The sequence below is a fragment of the Actinomadura rugatobispora genome (assembly GCF_042656285.1).
GTDB classification, from domain to species: Bacteria; Actinomycetota; Actinomycetes; order Streptosporangiales; family Streptosporangiaceae; genus Spirillospora; species Spirillospora rugatobispora.
On record NZ_JBHSON010000143.1, the window covers coordinates 1 to 21,879 of the forward strand.

The 21,879-nt window shown below is 71.6% G+C and carries 17 protein-coding genes, 1 tRNA gene and 1 pseudogene; 14 read left to right on the forward strand and 5 right to left on the reverse strand.

From position 1 onward, the window contains the following. Nucleotides 1-161 precede the first annotated feature (161 nt). Nucleotides 162-1,643 (reverse strand): pyridoxal phosphate-dependent decarboxylase family protein, encoded by a 1,482-nt coding sequence (locus tag ACFPZN_RS52195; RefSeq protein ID WP_378292114.1) that lies wholly within the window; start codon nt 1,641-1,643, stop codon nt 162-164. Between the two features lie 103 nt (nt 1,644-1,746). Here ACFPZN_RS52195 and ACFPZN_RS52200 point away from each other — a divergent pair, with 103 nt between their 5' ends. Next, complete coding sequence (locus ACFPZN_RS52200; protein WP_378292116.1) at nt 1,747-2,622, forward strand: hypothetical protein; 876 nt, start codon at nt 1,747-1,749, stop codon at nt 2,620-2,622. After that, nucleotides 2,619-2,966, forward strand: coding sequence for an MmcQ/YjbR family DNA-binding protein (locus ACFPZN_RS52205; RefSeq protein ID WP_378292118.1), 348 nt, complete (start codon nt 2,619-2,621; stop codon nt 2,964-2,966). Before ACFPZN_RS52200 ends, ACFPZN_RS52205 begins: the two co-directional genes overlap by 4 nt. A 59-nt stretch (nt 2,967-3,025) precedes the next feature. On the opposite strand, the gene ACFPZN_RS52210 is transcribed toward ACFPZN_RS52205, so the two are convergent. Further along, a complete protein-coding gene (locus tag ACFPZN_RS52210; RefSeq protein ID WP_378292120.1) occupies nt 3,026-3,742 on the reverse strand; it encodes a helix-turn-helix domain-containing protein in 717 nt (238 codons plus the stop codon). Between the two features lie 73 nt (nt 3,743-3,815). On the opposite strand from ACFPZN_RS52210, the gene ACFPZN_RS52215 reads away from it, so the two are divergent. Both ACFPZN_RS52215 and pyk read left to right on the forward strand, forming a co-directional pair. Next, nucleotides 3,816-4,370: a type 1 glutamine amidotransferase domain-containing protein gene (locus ACFPZN_RS52215; RefSeq protein ID WP_378292123.1), complete on the forward strand. Its 555-nt coding sequence runs from the start codon at nt 3,816-3,818 to the stop codon at nt 4,368-4,370. 166 nt (nt 4,371-4,536) lie between these two features. After that, on the forward strand, nt 4,537-5,973 hold the full coding sequence (pyk, locus tag ACFPZN_RS52220) for a pyruvate kinase (protein ID WP_378292125.1): 1,437 nt from the start codon (nt 4,537-4,539) through the stop codon (nt 5,971-5,973). 164 nt (nt 5,974-6,137) lie between these two features. Here the strand turns inward: pyk and ACFPZN_RS52225 are convergent. Further along, nucleotides 6,138-6,210 (reverse strand) — tRNA-Leu (locus ACFPZN_RS52225). Between the two features lie 98 nt (nt 6,211-6,308). On the opposite strand from ACFPZN_RS52225, the gene ACFPZN_RS52230 reads away from it, so the two are divergent. From ACFPZN_RS52230 to ACFPZN_RS52255, 6 genes are all read left to right on the forward strand, one after another. Continuing rightward, entirely contained in the window at nt 6,309-6,920 is a 612-nt protein-coding gene (locus tag ACFPZN_RS52230; protein WP_378292127.1) for an ANTAR domain-containing response regulator, read from the forward strand. Between the two features lie 471 nt (nt 6,921-7,391). Beyond that, nucleotides 7,392-8,552, forward strand: coding sequence for a branched-chain amino acid ABC transporter substrate-binding protein (locus tag ACFPZN_RS52235; RefSeq protein ID WP_378292129.1), 1,161 nt, complete (start codon nt 7,392-7,394; stop codon nt 8,550-8,552). Nucleotides 8,553-8,661: 109 nt separating this feature from the next. After that, nucleotides 8,662-9,627 (forward strand): branched-chain amino acid ABC transporter permease, encoded by a 966-nt coding sequence (locus ACFPZN_RS52240; RefSeq protein ID WP_378292132.1) that lies wholly within the window; start codon nt 8,662-8,664, stop codon nt 9,625-9,627. Continuing rightward, entirely contained in the window at nt 9,624-10,778 is a 1,155-nt protein-coding gene (locus tag ACFPZN_RS52245) for an ABC transporter permease subunit (protein ID WP_378292134.1), read from the forward strand. Before ACFPZN_RS52240 ends, ACFPZN_RS52245 begins: the two co-directional genes overlap by 4 nt. Nucleotides 10,779-11,125: 347 nt before the next feature. Further along, nucleotides 11,126-11,866: an ABC transporter ATP-binding protein gene (locus ACFPZN_RS52250; protein ID WP_378292149.1), complete on the forward strand. Its 741-nt coding sequence runs from the start codon at nt 11,126-11,128 to the stop codon at nt 11,864-11,866. Beyond that, on the forward strand, nt 11,856-12,584 hold the full coding sequence (locus tag ACFPZN_RS52255) for an ABC transporter ATP-binding protein (RefSeq protein WP_378292136.1): 729 nt from the start codon (nt 11,856-11,858) through the stop codon (nt 12,582-12,584). Before ACFPZN_RS52250 ends, ACFPZN_RS52255 begins: the two co-directional genes overlap by 11 nt. Before the next feature lie 128 nt (nt 12,585-12,712). Here the strand turns inward: ACFPZN_RS52255 and ACFPZN_RS52260 are convergent, their stop codons facing one another. Both ACFPZN_RS52260 and ACFPZN_RS52265 read right to left on the reverse strand, forming a co-directional pair. Further along, a complete protein-coding gene (locus tag ACFPZN_RS52260; RefSeq protein WP_378292138.1) occupies nt 12,713-13,276 on the reverse strand; it encodes a DUF4352 domain-containing protein in 564 nt (187 codons plus the stop codon). A gap of 323 nt (nt 13,277-13,599) precedes the next feature. Then, a complete protein-coding gene (locus tag ACFPZN_RS52265; protein WP_378292140.1) occupies nt 13,600-14,034 on the reverse strand; it encodes a PaaI family thioesterase in 435 nt (144 codons plus the stop codon). A gap of 45 nt (nt 14,035-14,079) precedes the next feature. On the opposite strand from ACFPZN_RS52265, the gene polA reads away from it, so the two are divergent. From polA to ACFPZN_RS52285, 4 genes and pseudogenes are all read left to right on the forward strand, one after another. Beyond that, nucleotides 14,080-16,824, forward strand: a complete 2,745-nt coding sequence (gene polA, locus ACFPZN_RS52270) for a DNA polymerase I (RefSeq protein WP_378292142.1) — start codon at nt 14,080-14,082, stop codon at nt 16,822-16,824. Between the two features lie 327 nt (nt 16,825-17,151). Then, nucleotides 17,152-18,276 carry a polysaccharide deacetylase family protein gene (locus tag ACFPZN_RS52275; RefSeq protein WP_378292144.1) on the forward strand — a complete coding sequence of 375 codons (1,125 nt, stop codon included), beginning with the start codon at nt 17,152-17,154 and terminating at the stop codon, nt 18,274-18,276. 245 nt (nt 18,277-18,521) lie between these two features. Beyond that, nucleotides 18,522-19,997 carry a 30S ribosomal protein S1 gene (rpsA, locus tag ACFPZN_RS52280; protein WP_378292146.1) on the forward strand — a complete coding sequence of 492 codons (1,476 nt, stop codon included), beginning with the start codon at nt 18,522-18,524 and terminating at the stop codon, nt 19,995-19,997. Between the two features lie 765 nt (nt 19,998-20,762). Next, nucleotides 20,763-21,879, forward strand: a pseudogene (locus tag ACFPZN_RS52285) (endonuclease/exonuclease/phosphatase family protein); the annotation flags it as partial.

Consider the following 21,879-nt stretch of genomic DNA (forward strand, 5'->3'; position numbering starts at 1 on the left):
GTCTCCCACACATCCGGACCGACCCTCTCCCCGGCCCATTCACCCATCACCACACCACACCACACTGGCCCCGCCGCAACCGCGACGGGGCCAGAACCCCAAGATCTTCAGCAGTCTTCTAGGGCCTGTCTCGACGTGGCCTCAGGTGCGGCACGAGCGCGTTACCTGGCCGGTGGGGCGATGCCGGAGGCGGGCCTCACCGGGCAGATCGCGAAGCGATGCCGCGCTCGACAAGGCCCGGTTAGGGGCGAGCCGCCAGGCGAGCGCCGTAGGCCGGGCCTTTTGAAACACAGCACCGTCATGCCGCGGTAGGTGGAGGTGCCCGCGTAGACCCGTCCGTCGGCCAGCAGGGCTTCGCCCAGGCGCGCGTTGAGGTCGTTCAGGCGCGCCTCGGGCACGCCCGGCGGACGGTAACGGAAACACGTGATGCACAGCTGGACGGGGGCGAGCAGCTCCAGATCGGGAGCCTCCTCCACGAGCCGGCCCAGGTGCGCGGCGACGTCCAGGTGCCGCTCGACCATCTCCCGGTGGCCGTCGCGGCCATAGGCGCGCAGCGTCGCCCAGATCGGGAACGCCCGCGCCCGCCGCGACGACTCCGGGCCGAGCATGTTGTAGTTGACGCGCTCCGTCCCGTCCCCCTCCTCATCGGCGTCCGGGAGGTAGGCGGCCCCCCACGCGCCGAACGCCGAGCCCAGCGCGGCCGGGTCGCGCACGAACGAGAACCCGCTCTCGTAGGGGACGTTCAGCCACTTGTGCCCGTCCGCGGTGACCGAGTCGGCACGTTCCACGCCCGCCGCCAGATGCGCCGTACGCGGCGACAGCGCCGCGAACATGCCGAACGCGCCGTCCACGTGGAGCCATGCCCCGTACCGCTCCGCCAGGTCGGCCAGGTCGGCGATCGGGTCGGACGCGCCGGTGGTCACCTCGCCCAGGTTGGCCACGATCACCGCGGGCCGCCCGTCCAGCCCGGCCAGCGCGGACTCCATCGCGGCCAGGTCCACGTGGCCGTCGTCGCCCCGCGCGAACGTGCGCAGGGTGTCGCGGCCGCATCCCAGGATCTGCAGGGCCTTGCGCGTGCTGACGTGCACCAGCCCGCTGGAGAGCACCGGCATCGGCGGCAGCCCGGCCAGGCCCTGCGACGCCACGTCCACGCCGTGCCGTCCCGCCCACCAGTGCCGCGCGGACGCCAGGCCCGTGACGTGGGCGAGCGTGGCGCTCGGCGTCAGCACGCCCCCGTATGAGGCGGGCAGCCCGAACAGTTCCTTCAGCCAGCGCAGCACGACCGTCTCCGCCTGTGCGGCCAGGGGCGAGGCCAGCCACAGCCCGGCGCACTGGTCCAGCAGCGACGCCGTCCAGTCCCCGGCCATGGCCGCCGGGGTGGAACCGCCCACCACGAGATGGAAGAACCGCGGGCCGGAGGAGTGCGTGGCCGCCTGCGTGCCCACGCGCAGCAGCCGCTCCACGGCCGCCTCCGCCCCCTCGCCCACGGCGGGCAGCGGCCCGTCCAGCTCGGCGATGAGGTCGTCCTTGGAGCGGTCGTGCACCGGGCGGTCCGCCAGGCCGTCCAGGTACGGGCCCGCGGCCCGCGCCACCGCCTCAAGGGCCGCGGCGGCCCGGTCCTGTTCGCGCAGAGGGTCGTTCATGACGGCCAGTGAAGCAGCGCCGATCATGGTTCGTACATGCCTGTCTCCAGGGTGTCCGTTTCCTGCAAGACGCGCGCTCACCGGCCTGCCTAGGGTGGCGCCCATGAAGACGCTGCACGTCAAGGACCTGGACGCCGCCGAGGAGTTCCTGCGGCTGAACGCGCGGCTCATCGACCGGCGCCGGTTCGCCTTCCACTTCCGGGGCGGCCCCGCCGCGGCCGTCGTGGCCGCGCTGCGCCCGTACGAGAACCCCGACGGCGGCTACGGGCACGCGCTCGAACCCGACCTGCGCGGCGAGGCCAGCCAGCCGGTGCCCGCCCAGCACGCCCTGGAGATCCTGCACGAGGCCGGCGCGGACGGCGACCCGGCCGTCGGGCGGATCGGGGACTTCCTGGCCTCCATCACCCGTCCGGGCGGGGGAGTGCCGTTCGTGCTGCCGACCGTACGGGACGCCCCCCGCGCCCCGTGGTGGCAGACCACGGACGACCCGCCCGCCAGTATCAACCCGACGGCGACCCTCGCGGGCCTGCTGCACCTGGTCGGCTCCGGCCACCCCTGGGTCGGGCCCGCGACCGAGTTCTCGTGGGCCTACCTGGAGAAGGAGGGCAACGAGCCCGGCCCCTACGACGCGCTGGCGATCCTGTGCTTCCTGGACCACGCGCCCGAACGCGCCCGGGCGGAGGCGGTCTTCGAGCGCTACCGGGACGCCCTCCTCAAGCTCGTCTCCCTCGAGCCTGGGGCCGGGGAGGACCACTCGCCGCTCGACTTCGCGCCCGAGCCCGGAGGCTTCGGCCGCCGCCTGTTCGACGACGACCTCGTCGAGGCCCACTTGGACGCCCTGGTCGACGAACGCCTCGACGACGGCGGCTGGACGGTCCACTTCCCCTTCTGGACCCCCATCACCGAACCCGAATGGCGCGGGTACATCACCCTGGAGCGGCTCAAGACGCTCCGCGCCTACGACAGACTCCGGACATGAACACCGAGGACGTGACCAAGCGGTGCCTCTCCCTGGCCGGTGCCGGAGAGGAGTACCCCTTCGGCCCGCAGCCCGCCGTCTACAAGGTCGGAGGGAAGATCTTCGCCCTGCTGGGGGAGGACGCCGAACCGCCCAGGGTCAGCCTGAAGCTGCCCCCTGACGAGGTCCAGGCGCTGCAGGCGCAGTACGAGGGCACGGTCCTGCCCGGCTACCACCTCAACAAGCGCCACTGGGTGACCGTCCTGCTGAACGGCGTCCTGGACGACGGCGAACTCAAGGCCCTGATCGAGGAGTCCTACGACGTGGTGGTGGCGACCCTCCCCAAGCGCCTCCGCCCCCGGTAGCCCCGCCCCGCCCCGACGCGGTCCGGGAGGGATCAGAGGGATCAGAGGGCTCCGAGGGATCAGAGGAGGGCGCGGATCGGGGCACCGGCCAGGTCGCGCACCTCGTGGGCCATGTGGGCCTGGTCGGAGTAGCCCGTCGCGTACGCGACGTCCGCGAGCGGCCGCCCCGCCCGCGCCAGCTCCAGGGCGCGCTGGAACCGCAGTACCCGCTGCAGGGTCTTGGGGCCGTACCCGAAGGCGGCCGTCGTGCGCCTGCGCAACTGCCGCTCGCCCAGGCCCAGGCTGTCGGCGGTCTCGCGCACCGACCGGCGCTCCAGGCTCGCCACCAGCCCGGTGACGAGCGGATCGGGCGGGGTCGTCATTCGTGCCCGGACGGCCTCGGAGAACGCCGCACAGCGGTCCTCAGCGCCCGCCACGGCCTCACCCAGGCGGTCCGCGTCCGGGCCCCACAGCTCCCGGAGCGGGACGCGGCCGTCCCGTACGGCGTCGGCGGGCACGCCCAGCGCGGGCGGGGCCGTCCCGGGCAGCAGCCGCACGCCGACCAGCACGTCGCCCGGCTCCAGCGTGGCGGGACGGGGGCCGGTGTCGGGCCCGGCCACCATGACCTCCGCGTTCCGCGCCCACCAGATCAGGTCCACGCACCCGTCCGGCACCACGGGCTGCACGCGCGCCGTCTCCGCCCCCGCCGGATGCTCGTGCGTCCACAGGCAGGCGAAACCCGTCCCGGGCGGCGCCGGGAACTCGCGGTAGCGCAGGGCGTTCACGCCTTCCTGCATACCACCGTCCAGGACGGGCAGTGCCCCCTGTGGAAGCCCGAAGCGACAACCCGACAAGGGGGAGAACACCGTCATGTCCACTGACCTGCAGGGAAAGACCATCGCGTTCCTGGTCGCGCCCGAGGGAACCGAGCAGGTGGAGCTGACCGAACCCTGGCACGCCGTGGAGCAGGCCGGGGGGCGCCCGCGCCTGGTCTCCACCGAGTCCGGCCGGATCCAGGCGTTCGACCACCTGGACAAGGCCGACCACTTCGAGGTGGACACAACCGTGGACGTCTCCGACCCCACCGAGTTCGACGGACTGGTCCTGCCCGGCGGCGTCGCCAACCCCGACTTCCTGCGGACGCAGCCCAGTGCGGTGGAGTTCGCCAAGGGGTTCTTCGACGCGGGCAAGCCGGTCGCGGCCATCTGCCACGCGCCGTGGACGCTCATCGAGGCCGACGTCGTGCGCGGCCGCAGGCTGACCTCCTGGCCCAGCCTCCAGACCGACCTGCGCAACGCCGGCGCGGAGTGGGTCGACGAGGAGGTCGTCACCTGCGAGAAGGCCCCCAGCGTGCTGGTCACCAGCCGCAAGCCCGACGATCTCAAGGCGTTCTGCCAGGCCGCCGTGGAGATCTTCAAGCGCTGAGCCCGGCGGGCCGCGGCCGCCCGGGAGCCCGTGGTGGGAGCCCGTGGTGGGGCCCGTGGTGGAAGCCCGTGGTCTAGACCCTTGAGCTAGACCACCGGGTTAATCTTTCGCGACCGTATCCTGCATGAATATCCGTACCGGCAGGTAACTAAGTAGCGTTGTGCACGTGACCCGTCGAGCGAAGATCGTCAGTACCATCGGCCCCGCCTGCTCCAGCGACGAACGGATCCACGAGCTCGTGGAGGCCGGCATCGACGTCGCCCGGCTCAACATGAGCCATGGCGAGCACGCCGGCCACGAGGAGGTCTACCACCGCCTCCGGGCCGCCTCCACCGCCACCGGCCGCGGCGTCGGCATCCTCGCCGACCTGCAGGGGCCCAAGATCCGAATCGGGCGGTTCCCGGACGGGCCGGTGCGGCTCACCCTCGGCGACGAGTTCACCATCACCACCGAGGACGTCCCGGGCACCCGCAAGGAGGTCTCCACCACCTACGAGGGCCTGCCCGGCGACGTCGGCCCCGGCGACACCGTCCTCATCGACGACGGCCGGGTGGCGCTGCGGGTGACCGAGGTCGACGGCCCCCGGGTGCGCACCACCGTCGAGGTCGGCGGCATGGTCTCCGACAACAAGGGCCTCAACCTGCCCGGCGTCCCGGTCAGCGTGCCCGCCCTCACCGAGAAGGACGAGGCCGACCTGCGCTGGGCGCTGCGGCTGGGCGTCGACATGGTCGCCCTGTCCTTCGTCCGCACCCCCGCCGACGCCGACATCTGCTACCAGATCATGGAGGAGGAGGGGGTCCGGGTCCCGCTGATCGGCAAGATCGAGAAGCCGCAGGCCGTCGACCTGCTCCCCGAGATCGTGGCCGCCTTCGACGGCATCATGGTCGCCCGCGGCGACCTCGGCGTCGAGCTGCCGCTGGAGCAGGTCCCGATCGTGCAGAAGCGCGCCATCGAGCTGTGCCGGGAGAAGGCGCGGCCGGTGATCGTGGCCACCCAGATGCTGGAGTCCATGATCTCCGCGCCCCGGCCCACCCGGGCCGAGACCTCCGACGTCGCCAACGCCGTGTTCGAGGGCGCCGACGCCGTGATGCTGTCCGGCGAGACCAGCGTGGGGCAGTACCCGATCGAGTCGGTGCAGACCATGAGCCGGATCGTCTCCACCGCCGAGAAGGCCGCCCTGCACGCCACCCACACCCTCGACCGCATGCCCGAGACCGTCGGCGGCGCCATCGCCCGCGCCGCGGCCGAGGTCGGCGCCATCATCGAGGCCGAGGCCCTGGTCGCCTTCACCATGTCCGGCGAGACCGCCCGCCGGCTGTCCCGCTACCGCTCGCCGATCCCGCTGCTGGCCTTCACCTCCGTGCCGGCGGTGCGCGGCAGGCTGGCGCACGTGTGGGGCGTCGAGACGCACATCGTCCCGTTCGCCAACCACACCGACGAGATGGTCCGGCAGGTCGAGCAGGGCCTGCTGGAGTCCGGCCGCTGCCAGAAGGGCGACAAGGTCGTGATCGTCGCCGGCTCCCCGCCCGGCACGCCCGGCTCCACCAACGCCCTGCGCGTCCACCGCATCGGCGACGCCATCGCCCAGGCCACCGCCACCTGACGCCGCCTCGCGCCGCCCGGAGCCGTCCGGGCGCGGTCGCGCGCAGCGCCCCGAGGAGCCCCGCGCCTCTCGGGGCGCCGCGCCGCGTCGCGGGGACTCGGCACTCGGTGCGCGGAGGCGGGAAAAAGAAAGAACCGCCGTCCGTGGGATGGCGGTCGGAGAAGTGCCCCGGGTGGGATTCGAACCCACACTTGACAGGTTTTGAATCTGCTCTCTCTACCGTTGGAGTACCGGGGCATTCATTTGGGGCAAATCGTACATCCAGGTCACAGAACGTCCACCGGTTATCAGTGGCGGACCTGGCCGAGACCAGCGTAGCGGGTCCCGGTAGTCTCGTGGGCGTGACGGAGAGCGCTCGGCGAGTTGTGATCGCAGAAGACGAGGCCCTGATCCGCCTGGACCTCAAGGAGATGCTGCAGGAGGACGGCTACGACGTCGTCGGCGAGGCCGGCGACGGCGAGACCGCCGTGCGGCTGGCCGCCGAGCACCGGCCCGATCTGGTCATCCTGGACGTCAAGATGCCCGTCCTGGACGGGATCTCCGCGGCCGAGCGGATCTCCGCCGAACGCATCGCGCCCGTCGTCATCCTCACCGCGTTCAGCCAGCGCGAGCTCGTCCAGCGGGCCACCGAGGCCGGCGCGATGGCCTACCTGGTCAAGCCGTTCACCAAGACCGACCTCGCGCCCGCGATCGAGATGGCGGTCAGCCGCTACACCGAGCTGCGCGCGCTGGAGGCCGAGGTCGCCAACCTCCAGGACCGGCTGGAGACCCGCAAGGTCGTGGATCGCGCCAAGAGCATGCTGCAGGAGGCGCACGGCTGGACCGAGCCCGAGGCGTTCCGCTGGATCCAGAAGACCTCGATGGACCGCCGGCTGACGATGCGCGCGGTGGCCGAGGCGGTGCTGGCCGGCGGCTCGGGCGGGACCGGCCGGCCGGCGACCTCCTGACCCCGGCCGCCCCGCCGGCGTGCGCCGGCTTCCCGCCGGCTCCCGGCCGCCGTCCGCCCGCGGTTCCGGACGCTCCTCCGGGGGTTTTCCGGTCGGCTCGATGTGGGGAAAGCGCTGTTCCCTGGTGATACCGGGACCGTGCTGTGATCGTGCCGTGACCCCGCCGCGCCGCCCGCGGGGGCGTCGCGGCGGCCGCCCGCGGGCGCCCGGACCGCCCCATCGCCGTCCCGGCCGAAACGCTCACTCTCCGTGCTCGCCCATGGCCGTGACCAGGGGCGATGAGCACGGAGCCGTAACGAACGAGTAACCCTTCTGCCCGGGGGTGCTGATCTGGGGCGGGTCGACGGTGTACGACAGACCTGCTCCCTGACTGACCGGTTTCTCCAGAAGAGACACCGGGTGTCGGGGCATGTCTCGTACCCGATCCCCTCCCGGATCCGTATGGAAAGGTTGGGCACCTTGCGGCGCAACATGATGAGGATCACCGGCGCGGTGGCGGTGAGCGCGATGCTGACGCTCGGCGCCGCCGCGTGCGGCGGTGACGACGAAGGCTCGGGTGGTGGCGACGGTGTCACGATCGGGGTGATGGGTGACCTCACCGGTGAGAACTCGGGCCTGGTGATCCCGCCCAAGAACGGCGCGCAGCTGGCGATCGATCAATACAACGCGACCAACCCCAAGGTCAAGATCACTCTCAAGACCTATGACAGCCAGGGCAAGCCGGAGCAGGCGACCACCCTGGTGCAGGGCGCGATCAAGAACGACAAGATCGCGGGCCTGATCGGCCCGGCGTTCTCCGGCGAGTCGCAGAGCACCGGCCCGATCCTGGAGGAGGCCAAGGTCCCGAGCGTGTCGCCGTCGGCGACCCAGATCACGCTCGCGGAGAAGGGCTGGAAGTACTGGCACCGGGTGGTGGCCGACGACGCCGTGCAGAGCGCCGGCGCCGGCGAGTTCATCATCAACCAGCTCAAGGCCAAGAAGGTCTACACCGTCCACGACAACCAGGACTACGGCAAGGGCCTGGCCGACAGCATCGGCAACGCGGTGCGCGGCAAGGGCGCCGAGGTCCAGTCCGACCCGGTGGACGACAAGGCGACCGACTACTCCTCCACGGTCAACAAGATCAAGTCGTACAACCCGGACGTGGTCTACTACGGCGGCTACTACTCGGTCGCGGGCCGGCTGTTCAAGCAGCTCCGCGAGGCGGGCGTCAAGGCCAAGCTGATGTCGGGCGACGGCTCGGTGGCGACCGGCCTGATCGAGGGCGCCGGCCAGCAGAACGCCCAGGGCGTCCTGCTCAGCTGCGGCTGCCTGATCGACGAGGCGGGCACCACCAACGCCAAGAGCAAGAAGTTCGCCGACGACTACCTGGCGAAGTTCAAGACCCCGGTGGGCGTGTACTCCGGTGAGGGCTACGACGCGGCCACCGCGTTCATCGAGGCGGTCAAGGCGGGCAACACCGACCCGGAGAAGATCAACCAGTTCCTCTCCTCGGTGAGCTTCGACGGCGTCGGCAAGCCGATCAAGTTCGACGCCAAGGGCGAGCTCGCCTCCCAGGACATCTTCGTCTACGAGGTGAAGGACAACAAGCTGCCGCTGCTCGGCAACACCAAGGAGGCCAAGGTCGGGTAGGGGCCGGACTCGCCTTCTCGACCATCGCGCCCCTCCATGAGGCGCCCTGCAGGCGCGGGAGCGGGAGCGCACGGCGCGCTCCCGCTCCTTTTCACAAAGGCGACCAAAGGTGTTCGACGACTTCCTTAGTACTTTCTGGCCGTACACCATCGACGGCCTGGCGCTCGGGGCGATCTACGCCCTGGTGGCGCTCGGCTACACGATGGTCTACGGCGTCCTGCGGCTCATCAACTTCGCCCATGCCGAGATCTGGATGGTGGGGACGTTCGCGGCCCTGGGCACCGTCCAGCTGATGGGCGTCTCCAGCGTGGGCGGGTTCGCCCTCGTCGGCGTGGTGGCGGTCATGGCACTGGTGGCCGCCGCCGTCTCCGGCGGCAGCGCGATGCTGCTGGAGGTGGTGGCCTACCGCCCGCTGCGCAAGAAGGGCGCCTCCCGGCTGGCGGCGCTCATCTCGGCCATCGGCGCCTCGATCTTCCTGCAGCAGCTGTTCGCCACGGTCATCATCCCCAGGGTGTTCGGCAAGTCCGAGGCGCAGGGCAAGCTCCCGGTCGACCAGCACTTCGTGCAGCGCACCGACGTCATCGACATCGGGCCGATCGTGATCAGCAACGACAAGCTGATCGTGTTCCTCGGCGCGGTGCTGATGATGATCGCGCTGGACCAGTTCGTGAACCGCACCAAGCTCGGCCGCGGCATCCGCTCCACCGCGCAGGACCCCGAGACCGCCGTCCTGATGGGCGTCAACATCGACCGCGTGGTGTCGGCGACGTTCCTTGTGGGCGGCGCGATGGCCGGCGTGGCCGCGGCGCTGTACTTCCTGCGGTTCGAGCAGGCGTGGTACTTCGCGGGCTTCCTGCTGGGCATCAAGGCGTTCACGGCGGCCGTCCTCGGCGGGATCGGCAACATCCGCGGCGCGCTGGTCGGCGGCTTCGCGCTCGGGCTCTTCGAGATGTACGGCTCGAGCATCTTCGGTTCGCAGTGGCGGGACGTCGTCGCGTTCTCCGTGCTGATCCTGGTTCTCATGTTCCGTCCCACCGGAATCCTCGGTGAGTCTCTCCAGCAGGCGCGCGCATGAACCTCAAGAAGAATGGCAAAAGCGGCTCCGGCGGCGGCGTCGGCACGGCCCTGGACACGGTCCGCGACCGGTGGGCGGTGGCGCCCCGCCCGGCCCGCTGGGGCGTGTACGTACTGCTGATCATCGGCGCGCTGCTCCTGCCGAGCGAGGCGATCGGCTCGTTCATGGCCCCGTCGGGCGCCGACTGGGCGAGCATGCTGAGCGACCAGATCGGGATCTACGTCCTGCTGGCGCTCGGACTGAACGTCGTCGTCGGCATGGCGGGCCTGCTCGACCTCGGTTACGTGGCGTTCTACGCGGTCGGCGGGTACACGATCGGCATCTTCGGCACCAAGTACGGCTGGAGCTTCTGGGAGGTCCTGGTCCTCGCCATCCTGCTGTCGGCGCTGTCCGGGGTCGTCCTGGGCGGGCCGACGCTGCGGCTGCGCGGGGACTACCTGGCGATCGTGACGCTGGGCTTCGGTGAGATCGTCAAGAAGACCGTCAACAACAGCGACTACGTCAACGGGCCCCGCGGCATCCAGGGGATCCCGCGGCCGCCGTCGCTGTCGGAGTTCGAGATCTTCGGCGTGCAGCCGCTGAAGTACGGGTTCCTGGACTCGCGGCCGTACTACTACCTGCTGGTGTTCTTCATCGTGGTCACGATCATCTTCGTGAAGCGGCTGGAGCACAGCCGGGTCGGCCGGTCCTGGGCGGCGATCCGCGAGGACGAGGACGCCGCCGAGCTGATGGGCGTCCCGACGTTCCGGTTCAAGCTGGCCGCGTTCGCGATCGGCGCGGCGATCGGCGGCAGCGGCGGCGTGGTCTTCGCGGCCAAGCAGACCTCGATCAACCCGGAGAACTTCGTCTTCCTGGTGTCGGCGCTGATCCTGGCGTCGGTGGTGCTGGGCGGCTCGGGGAACATGCCGGGCGTCATCCTGGGCGCGTTCGTGCTGGCCTGGCTGCCCGAGCGGCTGCGGCTGTCGGAGGACTACCGGATGCTGCTGTTCGGCGCCGCCCTGGTGGCGATGATGGCGTTCCGTCCGGAAGGGCTGTGGCCGTCGCGGCAACGCAAGGCCGAACTGGCCGAGGGCACCGGAGGAATGGGCAGTATGGGCGCGGAGGTGGCCGGTCCCGGGTCCTCCGGTCCTGCCACGGAGGTGAGCAAGTGAGCGCGGAGGACAAGGGCTGGGCCGACGACCCGGAGCCGGGTCCGGGCGAGACCGCTCCGGACGCGACGGACAAGCCGGCCAAGGACGCCGCGGCCACGGACAGGCCCGCGACCGGCGAGACGGCCGCGGACACGCCGGCCGTGGACGACGAGGCGACGGCGGACGAGCCGGCCGCGGACAAGGCCGACAAGGCGCCGGAGGCCAAGGCGCCGAAGGCGAAGACGTCCGTGACGGAGGCGGCCGCCGCCGCGCCCGCCGCCGGCACGGCGCCCTCGGAGGCGGCGCCCGCTCCCGGCGAGGCACCGGGCGCCAAGGGCGAGCCGGTGCTGGAACTGCGCAAGGTGACCATGCGCTTCGGCGGCGTGGTGGCGCTGAACCAGGTGGAGCTGTCCATCGCCGCGGGCGAGATCTTCGCCCTGATCGGCCCCAACGGGGCGGGCAAGACCACGGTGTTCAACGTGACCACCGGGGTCTACCGTCCCACCGAGGGGCAGGTCGTCTTCGGCGGGCAGCGCATCGACGGCAAGAAGCGCTTCGCGGTGACCAAGCTCGGCGTGGCCCGCACGTTCCAGAACGTGCGGCTCTTCCAGAACATGACGGCGCTGGAGAACGTCATGGTGGGCGCCGACGCGCACCACCGCACCGGCTTCGTCGGCGCGGGCCTGGGACTGCCCTGGCACCGCCGGGAGGAGCGCGCTGGCCGCGAGAAGGCCCGGGAGCTGCTGGAGTTCGTCGGCATCCCGCACCGGCTGGAAGAGGCGGCCAAGAACCTGCCGTACGGCGACCAGCGGCGGCTGGAGATCGCCCGGGCGCTGGCCACCGATCCCAAGCTGCTGCTGCTGGACGAGCCCGCGGCGGGCATGAACCCGGCGGAGAAGATCGCGCTGCAGGAGCTCATCCGCAAGATCCGCGACTCGGGCCGCACCGTGCTGCTGATCGAGCACGACATGGGCCTGGTGATGGGGATCAGCGACCGGATCGCGGTGCTGGACTTCGGCCAGAAGATCGCCGAGGGCCGGCCGGCCGACGTGCAGAACGACCCGCGGGTCATCGAGGCGTACCTGGGGGCTCCGGCCGATGCTTCTTGAGATCAAGGACATCCACGTCCACTACGGCAAGATCGCGGCGCTCAAGGGCGTGTCGGTCGAGGTCGGCGAAGGCGAGATCGTCACGCTGATCGGCGCCAACGGCGCGGGCAAGACGACCACGCTGAAGACGATCTCGGGGCTGCGCCCCCTGTCGTCGGGCGCGATCGTCTTCGACGGCGCCGACATCAGCCGGACGCCCGGGCACAAGCGGGTGCTCGCCGGGATCGGGCAGGCCCCGGAGGGCCGGGGGATCTTCCCCGGCATGACGGTCGAGGAGAACCTCCTCATGGGCGCCTACACCCGCAAGGGGGACTTCGGCGCCGAGCTGAAGGAGGCCTACGAGCTGTTCCCGCGCCTGGCCGAGCGCAAGGGCCAGGCGGGCGGCACGATGTCCGGCGGCGAGCAGCAGATGCTGGCCATCGGGCGCGCGCTGATGGCCAAGCCCAAGGTGCTGCTGCTGGACGAGCCGTCGATGGGCCTGGCGCCGATGCTGGTGCAGCAGATCTTCTCGATCATCGAGGAGATCAACCGGCGCGGCACCACGGTGCTGCTGGTAGAGCAGAACGCGCAGCAGGCCCTGCAGATCGCGCACCGGGCGTACGTGCTGGAGACCGGCCGGGTGGTCAAGGCCGCGCCGGCCGCCGAGCTGCTGGACGACCCGCAGGTGCGCGCGGCGTACCTGGGCGGCGACCTGGGCGAGGCGGCGTCGTCCGGCTGACCGCAGGCGCCGTGACCGCGACCATGTCGTGACCGCGACCGCGACCGCGACCGTGGCCGTGGCGGGTTCGCCGTGTGAGACGGCGGCCCGCCGCGGCCGCGTCGCGTTCCAGCCCGGGGGAGCCCCCGCTAGGGGAGCCTGATCTCGGCGCCGGGCGGGTCGGAGACGGCGCCGACCGTGGGCCAGCCGAAGAGGCGGATGCCCCGTACCGGCGTGGTGCCGGGGACGTCGTACCAGAGGTCGAACTCGGCCCGCATCGCCGCGCCCACCGACAGCCGCTCGGGCTGCCGCTTGACCATGGTGGCGTTCACGTCCGGGACGTGCGCGCGGCCGTCGGCGGTGAGGAGCACCTGCTTCCAGGTGTCGAAGACCTGGATGTCGCGGCCCCGGTTGACGACCAGGATCCGCACCCGCGCGTACCGGCCCTTGGGGACCATCCCGGCGTGGGTGCCGAGGATCTCGCGGATGCCGTCCCGGTAGCCGAGGACGGTGAACTCCAGGTCGGCGCTGCGTCCCGTCCGGCCGCGGACCGCCCGTTCGCCGTCGCGGACCCGTTCGGCCGGGAGCTCGTAGGTGGGGGTGGCGCCCGAACCGGGGGAGGAGCCCGATGCGCCCGAGCAGGCCGTGAGGGCGGACGGCGCCAGTGCCGCGGCGGCGCAGGCGGCCACCAGCCGTGCGATCACCGGTCTCATGGGCCGAACCTAGGCCGGTCCGCCGCGCTGGTGAACGGCCCGATCGCATTCGCAACCCAACCGCAACCGGTGATCGGCGGTCACCGGTGTCGCGCGGCCCGGAGGCGCCGAGAGCGTACGAGCAGGTCAGGCCCGGCCGGGCCGGGGCATGCACAGGCCCAGGACCACCTTTGGGGCCGCGCGAACCTTCCCCGGACACGCACGTTGTCTACTCAGTGATCCCGGGCCGTTCCGATCAACGCTACCGACCGTTCGCCGTCCACCGCAAAGAAAGTCCCCGACAAGTAGGTGCAAAACCCGCCAAAAGCCTGGAACGGTCCTGGTCAGGTCGAGGGCTTGTCACGCAGCATGCAGGTGATCCTGGCCGTGCAGACCCGGCGGTCCCGATCATCGGAGATCACCACGTCGTAGGTGGCGAGGGTGCGCCCGCCGTGCAGCCGGGTGGCGACCCCGGTCAGCCAGCCCTCGGTGGCCGAGCGGTGGTGGGTGGCGCTGATCTCGATCCCCATCGCGATCCGGCCCGGCCCCGCGTGCAGCGCCGAGCCGACCGACCCCAGCGACTCGGCGAAGACGCAGGAGGCGCCGCCGTGCAGCAGGCCGTACGGCTGGGTGTTGCCCTTGACCGGCATCCGGCCCACCACGCGCTCCGCGGAGGCCTCCAGGTACTCGATCCCCATGGACCTCGGCAGGTCGCCGTACGCCTCGCCGCCGGTGCTCTCCACCACCGCGGCGAGGTGATCCCGCTGCTCCTCGGTCATCGAAGCCTCCCTCGAACTGTCGTACGCGCAGACTAGAGTCCAGGTGTGGCGACCACACCAACGACCCCTGACAAGGCGCCGGCCGCTGACAGCGCGCCGGCGGCGAAGCGAGACCGGCTCCTCCTGCTCGACGGGCACTCCCTGGCCTACCGGGCGTTCTTCGCGCTGCCGGTGGAGAACTTCAGCACCACCGACGGCCAGCCCACCAACGCGGTGTACGGCTTCACCTCCATGCTCATCAACGTGCTGCGCGACGAGGAGCCCACCCACATCGCGGTGGCCTTCGACCGCTCCGAGCCCACGTTCCGGCACGAGCAGTACGTGGAGTACAAGGCCGGCCGGCAGAAGACGCCCGACGAGTTCCGCAGCCAGGTCAGCCTGATCTTCGAGGTGCTGGACGCGCTGCGGATCCCGCGGCTGTCGGTCGCCGGGTTCGAGGCCGACGACATCATCGCCACGCTGTCGGTCCAGGCCACGGAGGCCGGCATGCAGAGCCTGATCGTGACCGGTGACCGCGACGCCTTCCAGCTGGTCGACGAGAACGTGACGATCCTCTACCCGGTCCGGGGCGTCTCGGAGCTGTCCCGGATGGACCCGGCCGCCGTCGAGGCCAAGTACGGGGTGCCGCCCGAGCGCTACCGCGAGCTGGCCGCGCTGGTCGGCGAGACCAGCGACAACCTGCCCGGCGTGCCCGGCGTCGGCCCCAAGACCGCCGCCAAGTGGCTCACCAAGTACGGCGACCTGGACGCCCTCGTCCAGCACGTCGACGAGATCAAGGGCAAGGCCGGTGACAACCTGCGCGAGCACCTGGGCCAGGTGCTGCGCAACCAGCAGATCAACAAGCTCGACTGCGAGGTCGGCCTGGAGATGCGGCCGCCGCAGCTGTCGATGGGCCAGTGGGACCGCGAGGAGATCCACACCCTGTTCGACTCGCTGCAGTTCCGGGTGCTCCGCGAACGGCTGTACGCCACCCTGTCCACCGCCGAGCCGGAGGCCGACGAGGGCTTCGAGGTCGACCGGCGGGCCCTGGAGCCCGGCGAGCTGCCCTCCTGGCTGGAGGAGCACGCCGGGCCCGCGCACCGCACCGGCGTCGCGATCACCGGCTCCTGGGGGCGCGGCACCGGCGAGGTCACCGGGATCGCGCTGGCCTCGACCCTGCCCGGCGAGTCGGGCACCCCCGCGGTGCACCTCGACCCGGCCGAGCTGAACGAGGACGACGAGCGCGCCCTGGCCGCGTGGCTGGCCGACCCGTCCCGTCCCAAGGCGCTGCACGAGGCCAAGGGCCCGATGCTGGCGCTGGCCGCCCGCGGCATGGACCTCCAGGGCCTCACCAGCGACACCGCGCTGGCCGCCTACCTCGCCCTGCCCGGCCAGCGCACCTTCGACCTGGCCGACCTCGTCCTGCGCTACCTGCACCGTGAGCTGCGCGCCGAGTCCGACGACTCCGGGCAGCTCACCCTCGACGGGTCCGGCGAGCAGGAGGCCGCCGACGACCTGGCCGTGCGCGCCCGCGCCGTCGCCGAGCTCGCCGACGTCCTCGACCAGGACCTGGAGAAGCGCGGCGCCACCCGGCTGCTGCACGAGGTCGAGCTGCCGCTGGTGCGCGTCCTGGCCGACATGGAGCGCGCCGGGATCGCGGTGGACGCCGAGCGGCTGGCCTCGCTGGAGGCCACCCTGGGCGCCCAGGAGAAGGAGCAGGAGCAGCTCGCCCACGCCGCCGTCGACCGCCAGTTCAACCTGGGCTCGCCCAAGCAGGTCCAGCAGGTGCTGTTCGACGATCTGGGGCTGCCCAAGACCAAGCGCACCAAGACCGGCTACACCACCGACTCCGAGGCCCTCACCAACCTGGCGGAGAAGAACCCGCACCCGGTCCTCGACCACATCCTGCGCTGGCGCGAGGTCTCCAAGCTCAAGAGCATCGTCGCCTCGCTGATCCCGATGGCCGACGACGCCGGGCGCATCCACACCACGTTCAACCAGATGGTCGCCGCCACCGGCCGGTTGTCCTCCACCGACCCCAACCTGCAGAACATCCCGATCCGCACCGCCGAGGGCCGCCAGATCCGCGAGGGGTTCGTGGTCGGGCCGGGCTACGCGACGCTGCTCACCGCCGACTACAGCCAGATCGAGCTGCGGATCATGGCGCACCTCTCCGAGGACGACGCCCTCCTGGAGGCCTTCCGCGCCAAGGCCGACTTCCACACCATCACCGCCTCCCGCGTGTTCGGGCTGCCTCCCGAGCAGATCGACCCCGAGCTGCGCGCCCGCATCAAGGCGATGAACTACGGCCTCGCCTACGGCCTGTCGGCCTACGGGCTCTCCCAGCAGCTGCGGATCTCCCCGGACGAGGCGCGCGGCCTGATGGAGGAGTACTTCCAGCAGTTCGGCGGCGTCCGCGACTACCTGCGCGACGTCGTCGAGCGGGCCCGCAGGGAGGGCTACACCGAGACCATCCTCGGCCGCCGCCGCTACCTGCCCGACCTGACCTCCGACAACCGCCAGCGCCGCGAGATGGCCGAGCGGATGGCCCTGAACGCCCCCGTCCAGGGTTCGGCCGCCGACATCGTCAAGGTCGCGAGCCTCAACGTCGACCGCGCCCTGCGCGAGCACGCGCTGCGCTCCCGCATGCTCCTGCAGGTCCACGACGAGCTGGTGTTCGAGGTGGCCGAGGGCGAGCGGGAGACGCTGGAGGCCCTGATCCGCGAGCAGATGGCCGGCGCGTACGAGCTCCGCGCCCCCCTCGAGGTGAGCATAGGCACCGGCCACACCTGGCAGGCCGCCGCCCACTGACCCGCCCGGCGCGCCCACTGACCCGCCCACTGACCCGCCCGGGGCGCCCTCGGGCCGCCCCGGGGGCACCGTGGGCGGCTCGGATCACGACGCCTCGGTGAGGCTCCGCGGGGGCGGGGCGGGGCGCTCCCGTCCGGGGGTGCCAGTCGCCACGCGGGGCGGTCGGTCAAGGGACGGATCGATCATGGTCATCGGGCGGTTTCGGTGGGCGCGATACCGGGTTGTGGGAGATCATGTCCGGGTACGGCAAGCCGTGTCCGCTTGGTTCGGGGCCGTGCCGCCGTATTTCCTATTCCGGCCCTGTCAGCGCTGATCGACGGGAGACCCGTGCCACTCCTTCACAAGATCGCCGCAGCTGTCGTGGTCGCGGCCGTGGTCCTCGGACTGTGGCTGCCGGGGGAACCGGCGGAGACGCCGAGTACGGTGGCCGCCCGTGCCGGGGGCAAGGAACCGGTGCCGGCCGGCAAGGTCGACGACGTGCGCCTCGGCGACCGCGCGGCCGGGCCGGGAGCCGCTCCGGGGCCGGCGAAGGCCCCCGTCCACGTCGGGCCCCTCCGGCCCGCGACGCCGGCCGCCGCCGCCGTCCAGGCCAACGAGCTCGGCCAGGTCCCGGTGCTCATGTACCACCGCATCGTGGAGAAGCCCACGCTCGCGCTGGACCGCACGGTCAAGGAGTTCCGCGAGGAGCTGGTCCGGCTGGCCCGCGGCGGGTACGTGCCGATCACCGCGGGGGAGTTCGTGACGGGACGGATCAACGTGCCCGCGGGCAGGCATCCGGTGGTGCTGACCTTCGACGACAGCACGCCGGAGCAGTTCTCGCTCGACCCGCAGGGGCGTCCCAAGCCGGGCACCGCGGTGGCGATCCTCCAGGAGGTAGCCCGGCAGCACCCGGGTTTCCGCCCGACCGCGACGTTCTACCTCAACAAGGAGCTGTTCGGCCTGGCCTCCCAGGAGGCCGCGGGGCTGCGCTGGCTCACGCAGAACGGGTTCGAGCTGGGCAACCACACGCTGACCCACAGGGACCTGTCCACGCTGTCCAGGAAGGAGGTGGAGAAGGAGATCGGCGACGTCGAGGCCAAGATCGTCTCGCTGACCGGGGCGCACACCGCCACGCTCGCCTACCCGTTCGGCTCCGAGCCCGACAAGCGGTCGTGGGCGGAGAAGAAGGACGGCTCCTACGCCTTCCGGGGCATCTTCCTGGCCGGGTGGAAGCCCTCCGAATCCCCGTTCGACACGGAGTTCGACCGGCTGGCCGTCGCCCGTGTACGCTCGGAAGGCAAGATCAAGGAGAACGACTGCACGCGCTACTGCTCCACCGCCTGGCTCGAGGAGCTGGATAGGAACCCGGCGACGCGGTACACCTCGGACGGCGATCCGAACACGATCACGTTCCCGAAGTCCGAAGAGGACCGGCTCGTCAAGGAGCTGCGCGGGCAGGGCCGGATCTACTGAGGCCCTCCGAACCCCCCCGAACCGCCCCCCGATTGACCACGGCGGCCTGGTCCAATATGCTGATCGCTGCGCTGTGGGCTTGCGCAGGCTTCGGACGGAGCAAGCTCGCGCTCGGTCAGGTCGACATCGGTTTCTCTGACGCGGCGGTTTTCCCGCCACGTCCCTCCGGTCATCGGCAGGGCGGATAACGGCCCTCCGCGCAGTTCAGGCAACTACGCATGTCCGTATCCGGAGCCAGCCGACACATGACGAGCAGCACCGAGGCAACCTCGACCACCCCGCAGGTAGCGGTCAATGACATCGGGTCCGAGGAAGCCTTCCTCGCCGCGATCGATGAGACCATCAAGTACTTCAACGACGGCGACATTGTCGAAGGCACTGTCGTCAAGGTCGATCGTGACGAGGTCCTCCTCGACATCGGCTACAAGACCGAGGGCGTCATCCCCTCGCGTGAGCTGTCCATCAAGCACGACGTCGACCCGAACGAGGTCGTGACGGTCGGCGACCACGTCGAGGCCCTGGTCCTCCAGAAGGAGGACAAGGAGGGCCGGCTGATCCTGTCCAAGAAGCGCGCCCAGTACGAGCGCGCCTGGGGCACGATCGAGAAGATCAAGGACGAGGACGGCATCGTCACCGGGACCGTCATCGAGGTCGTCAAGGGCGGCCTCATCCTCGACATCGGCCTGCGCGGCTTCCTGCCCGCGTCGCTGGTGGAGATGCGCCGGGTGCGGGACCTGCAGCCCTATGTCGGGCGCGAGCTCGAAGCCAAGATCATCGAGCTGGACAAGAACCGCAACAACGTGGTCCTGTCCCGCCGCGCCTGGCTGGAGCAGACCCAGAGCGAGGTCCGCCAGACCTTCCTCAACACCCTGCAGAAGGGCCAGGTCCGCAAGGGCGTGGTCTCCTCCATCGTCAACTTCGGCGCGTTCGTCGACCTGGGCGGCGTGGACGGCCTGGTGCACGTCTCCGAGCTGTCCTGGAAGCACATCGACCACCCCTCCGAGGTCGTCGAGGTCGGCCAGGAGGTCACCGTCGAGGTCCTGGACGTCGACATGGAGCGCGAGCGCGTGTCGCTGTCGCTCAAGGCGACCCAGGAAGACCCGTGGCAGCAGTTCGCCCGCACCCACCAGATCGGCCAGGTCGTGCCGGGCCGCGTCACCAAGCTGGTGCCGTTCGGCGCGTTCGTCCGGGTCGAGGAGGGCATCGAGGGCCTGGTGCACATCTCCGAGCTGGCCGAGCGCCACGTGGAGATCCCCGAGCAGGTCGTCCAGGTCGGCGACGAGATCTTCGTGAAGATCATCGACATCGACCTCGACCGGCGCCGGATCAGCCTGTCGCTCAAGCAGGCCAACGAGAGCGCCGCGGGCATCGAGGAAGAGGACTTCGACCCGACGCTCTACGGCATGCCCGCCGAGTACGACGAGCAGGGGAACTACAAGTACCCCGAGGGCTTCGACTCCGAGACCGGCGAGTGGCTCGAGGGCTACGACACCCAGCGCGAGACCTGGGAGCGGCAGTACGCCGAGGCCCGGTCCCGCTTCGACGCCCACCGCAAGCAGATCGAGGAGGCCCGCAAGGCCGAGGCCGAGGCCGAGGGCGGCGGCGCCCCGGCCGGGGAGACCTCGTACTCGGGCGGCGGCGGCGAGGAGACCTCCGGCGGCGCCCTGGCGACCGACGAGGCGCTGGCCGCGCTCCGCGAGAAGCTGTCCGGCGGCCAGTGATCCGGACGCGCTGAGCAGGACACTCTGACGGCCGCGTGCCGTCCCGAAAGGGGCGGCGCGCGGCCGTCGCCCTTTCCCGCCCCACCCCGAACGCACACGGCTCACTCCGCCCGCCGAAGCGCATTCGCGCTCCGCAGGGGCCGCTTCGGCGCACCCTTGAGAGACCCGCCACCCGCCGCCCCCGAGCGCCTGCTCGCCCGACTGCGGCCTACGGTCCGCTCGGGCCTGCCAGAGCGTGTGCGTGCTTCTCAGAGCGTGCCACCGCCAGGCCGCGCCCACCTTCTGGCGGCGAAAGCGGACGCGGCGGCGGCCTCGCAGGCGTCGTCGACCTGATCCGCGAAAAGGGCCTGGTCATCGACCTGTACGCCCGCGTCGCGCCGGTCGGCATCGAGATCCCGCCCACCTGCCCGGCGGCCTGGGACGCCGCATGCTGCGCGCCCTGCCCGGCACGCCGCGCGGAACGTTCCGCGCTCCCGAGCGCGGCGCGGGGGCGGCGAAGGCGGGATGTGGGGAGGGTGTTCGGGGGGATCGTGGCGCGGGCGGCCTTCTCGGGCTCTAGGCTCTGGATCGGGCTTGGTCCCGGAGCGGTTCCGGGGCCGGCGCCATCCGTTCGGGCGGGCGACCGATCCGGGGTGTTCTCCTCCGGAATCGTGGGTTTTCCGGCGGTTGCGCGACTCGCGGTGGGCGACGCTCGTGTTGGCCACCGGTACGCGCGATCATGGGTCGGCTCGCTCGTTCCGCTCGTCCCCGGGAGCATCCGTTCAATTGGCCAGCACAGACCTAGGCATCAGGACCGGCGAACCGGCCGGGCCGCCGATCGTTCCGCAGGGCCCGGCGCGGCTCGCGCTGATCGCGATCACGGTGGCGGTGCTCGCGCAGACCCTGCGCTCCGCGCTTCCCCAGTACGACCATTTCGCCGACACGGCGGGCACCGCGGTCGCGGGCGCCGTCGTCCTGGCGGTGTACCTGGCCGGGTTCGCCGGGCCGCTGATCAGGAAGGCCGCCGGGCCGCGCGGCCTGCTGCTGGCCGGGGTCGGCGGGCTGCTGGCCGTGCGGCTGCTGGCGCAGGCGCTGACGCCGCAGACGTGGCTGGCCTTCGTCGGCACGGCGGTCGGCATGATCGCGGTCGGGGCGCTGTACGAGGGCGCGCGCGGGCTGTCCGGCGTGGGGTTCGCCACCGCCACCGTCGCGGGCCTGTCGGCCGACGGCGCGGTGCGGATGGCGTTCGCGACCTGGGACGCCTCCTGGCGCTCGGGGATCGGCCCGTGGCTGGCCTGCCTGCTGTTCGTGGGCCTGGGCGCCGCCGCGCTCTACCGGGAGCTGTCCTCGGGCGCGGTGGCGGCGCCGGGGATCTCCTGGCAGGACGCGTTCGGCGCCGCGGCGTTCGGGCCGTTCCTGGCGCTGCAGGTGCTCGTGCTGTCCAGCCCGGCGTTCGTGGCCTCGGCGGGGTGGCTGTCGCTGACGGCCGCGCACGTGGTGATCGTGGTCGGGCAGGGGCTGGCGCTGGCGTTCCTGGCGTCCGGGCTGGCCGTGCGGGCGGTGCCCGGCGGCGTGTGCGTGCTCGGCGGGACGCTGCTGGGCGTGGGCGCCGGGGCGGTCGCCGGGACGTACGCCGTCGCGGGCGTCGAGGTGGTCCCGGTCGTGATCGTCGGCCAGGTGCTGTCGGCCTGGCTGCTGGCGGTGGCGTGCCGGGCGCCGCTGCGCCGGGCCGGTGTCGGCGGGCCGGTGCAGCGGATCGACGTGGGCGCCGCCACCGGCGGCCTGCTGATCGGGCTGATCCTGGTGTCGTACCAGGTCAGCGCGCTGGAGCCGATGCCGTTCCCGAACAACCTGCTGCCCGGCCTGGCGGGCATCGCGCTGGCCGCGCTGGCCGCGATCGACG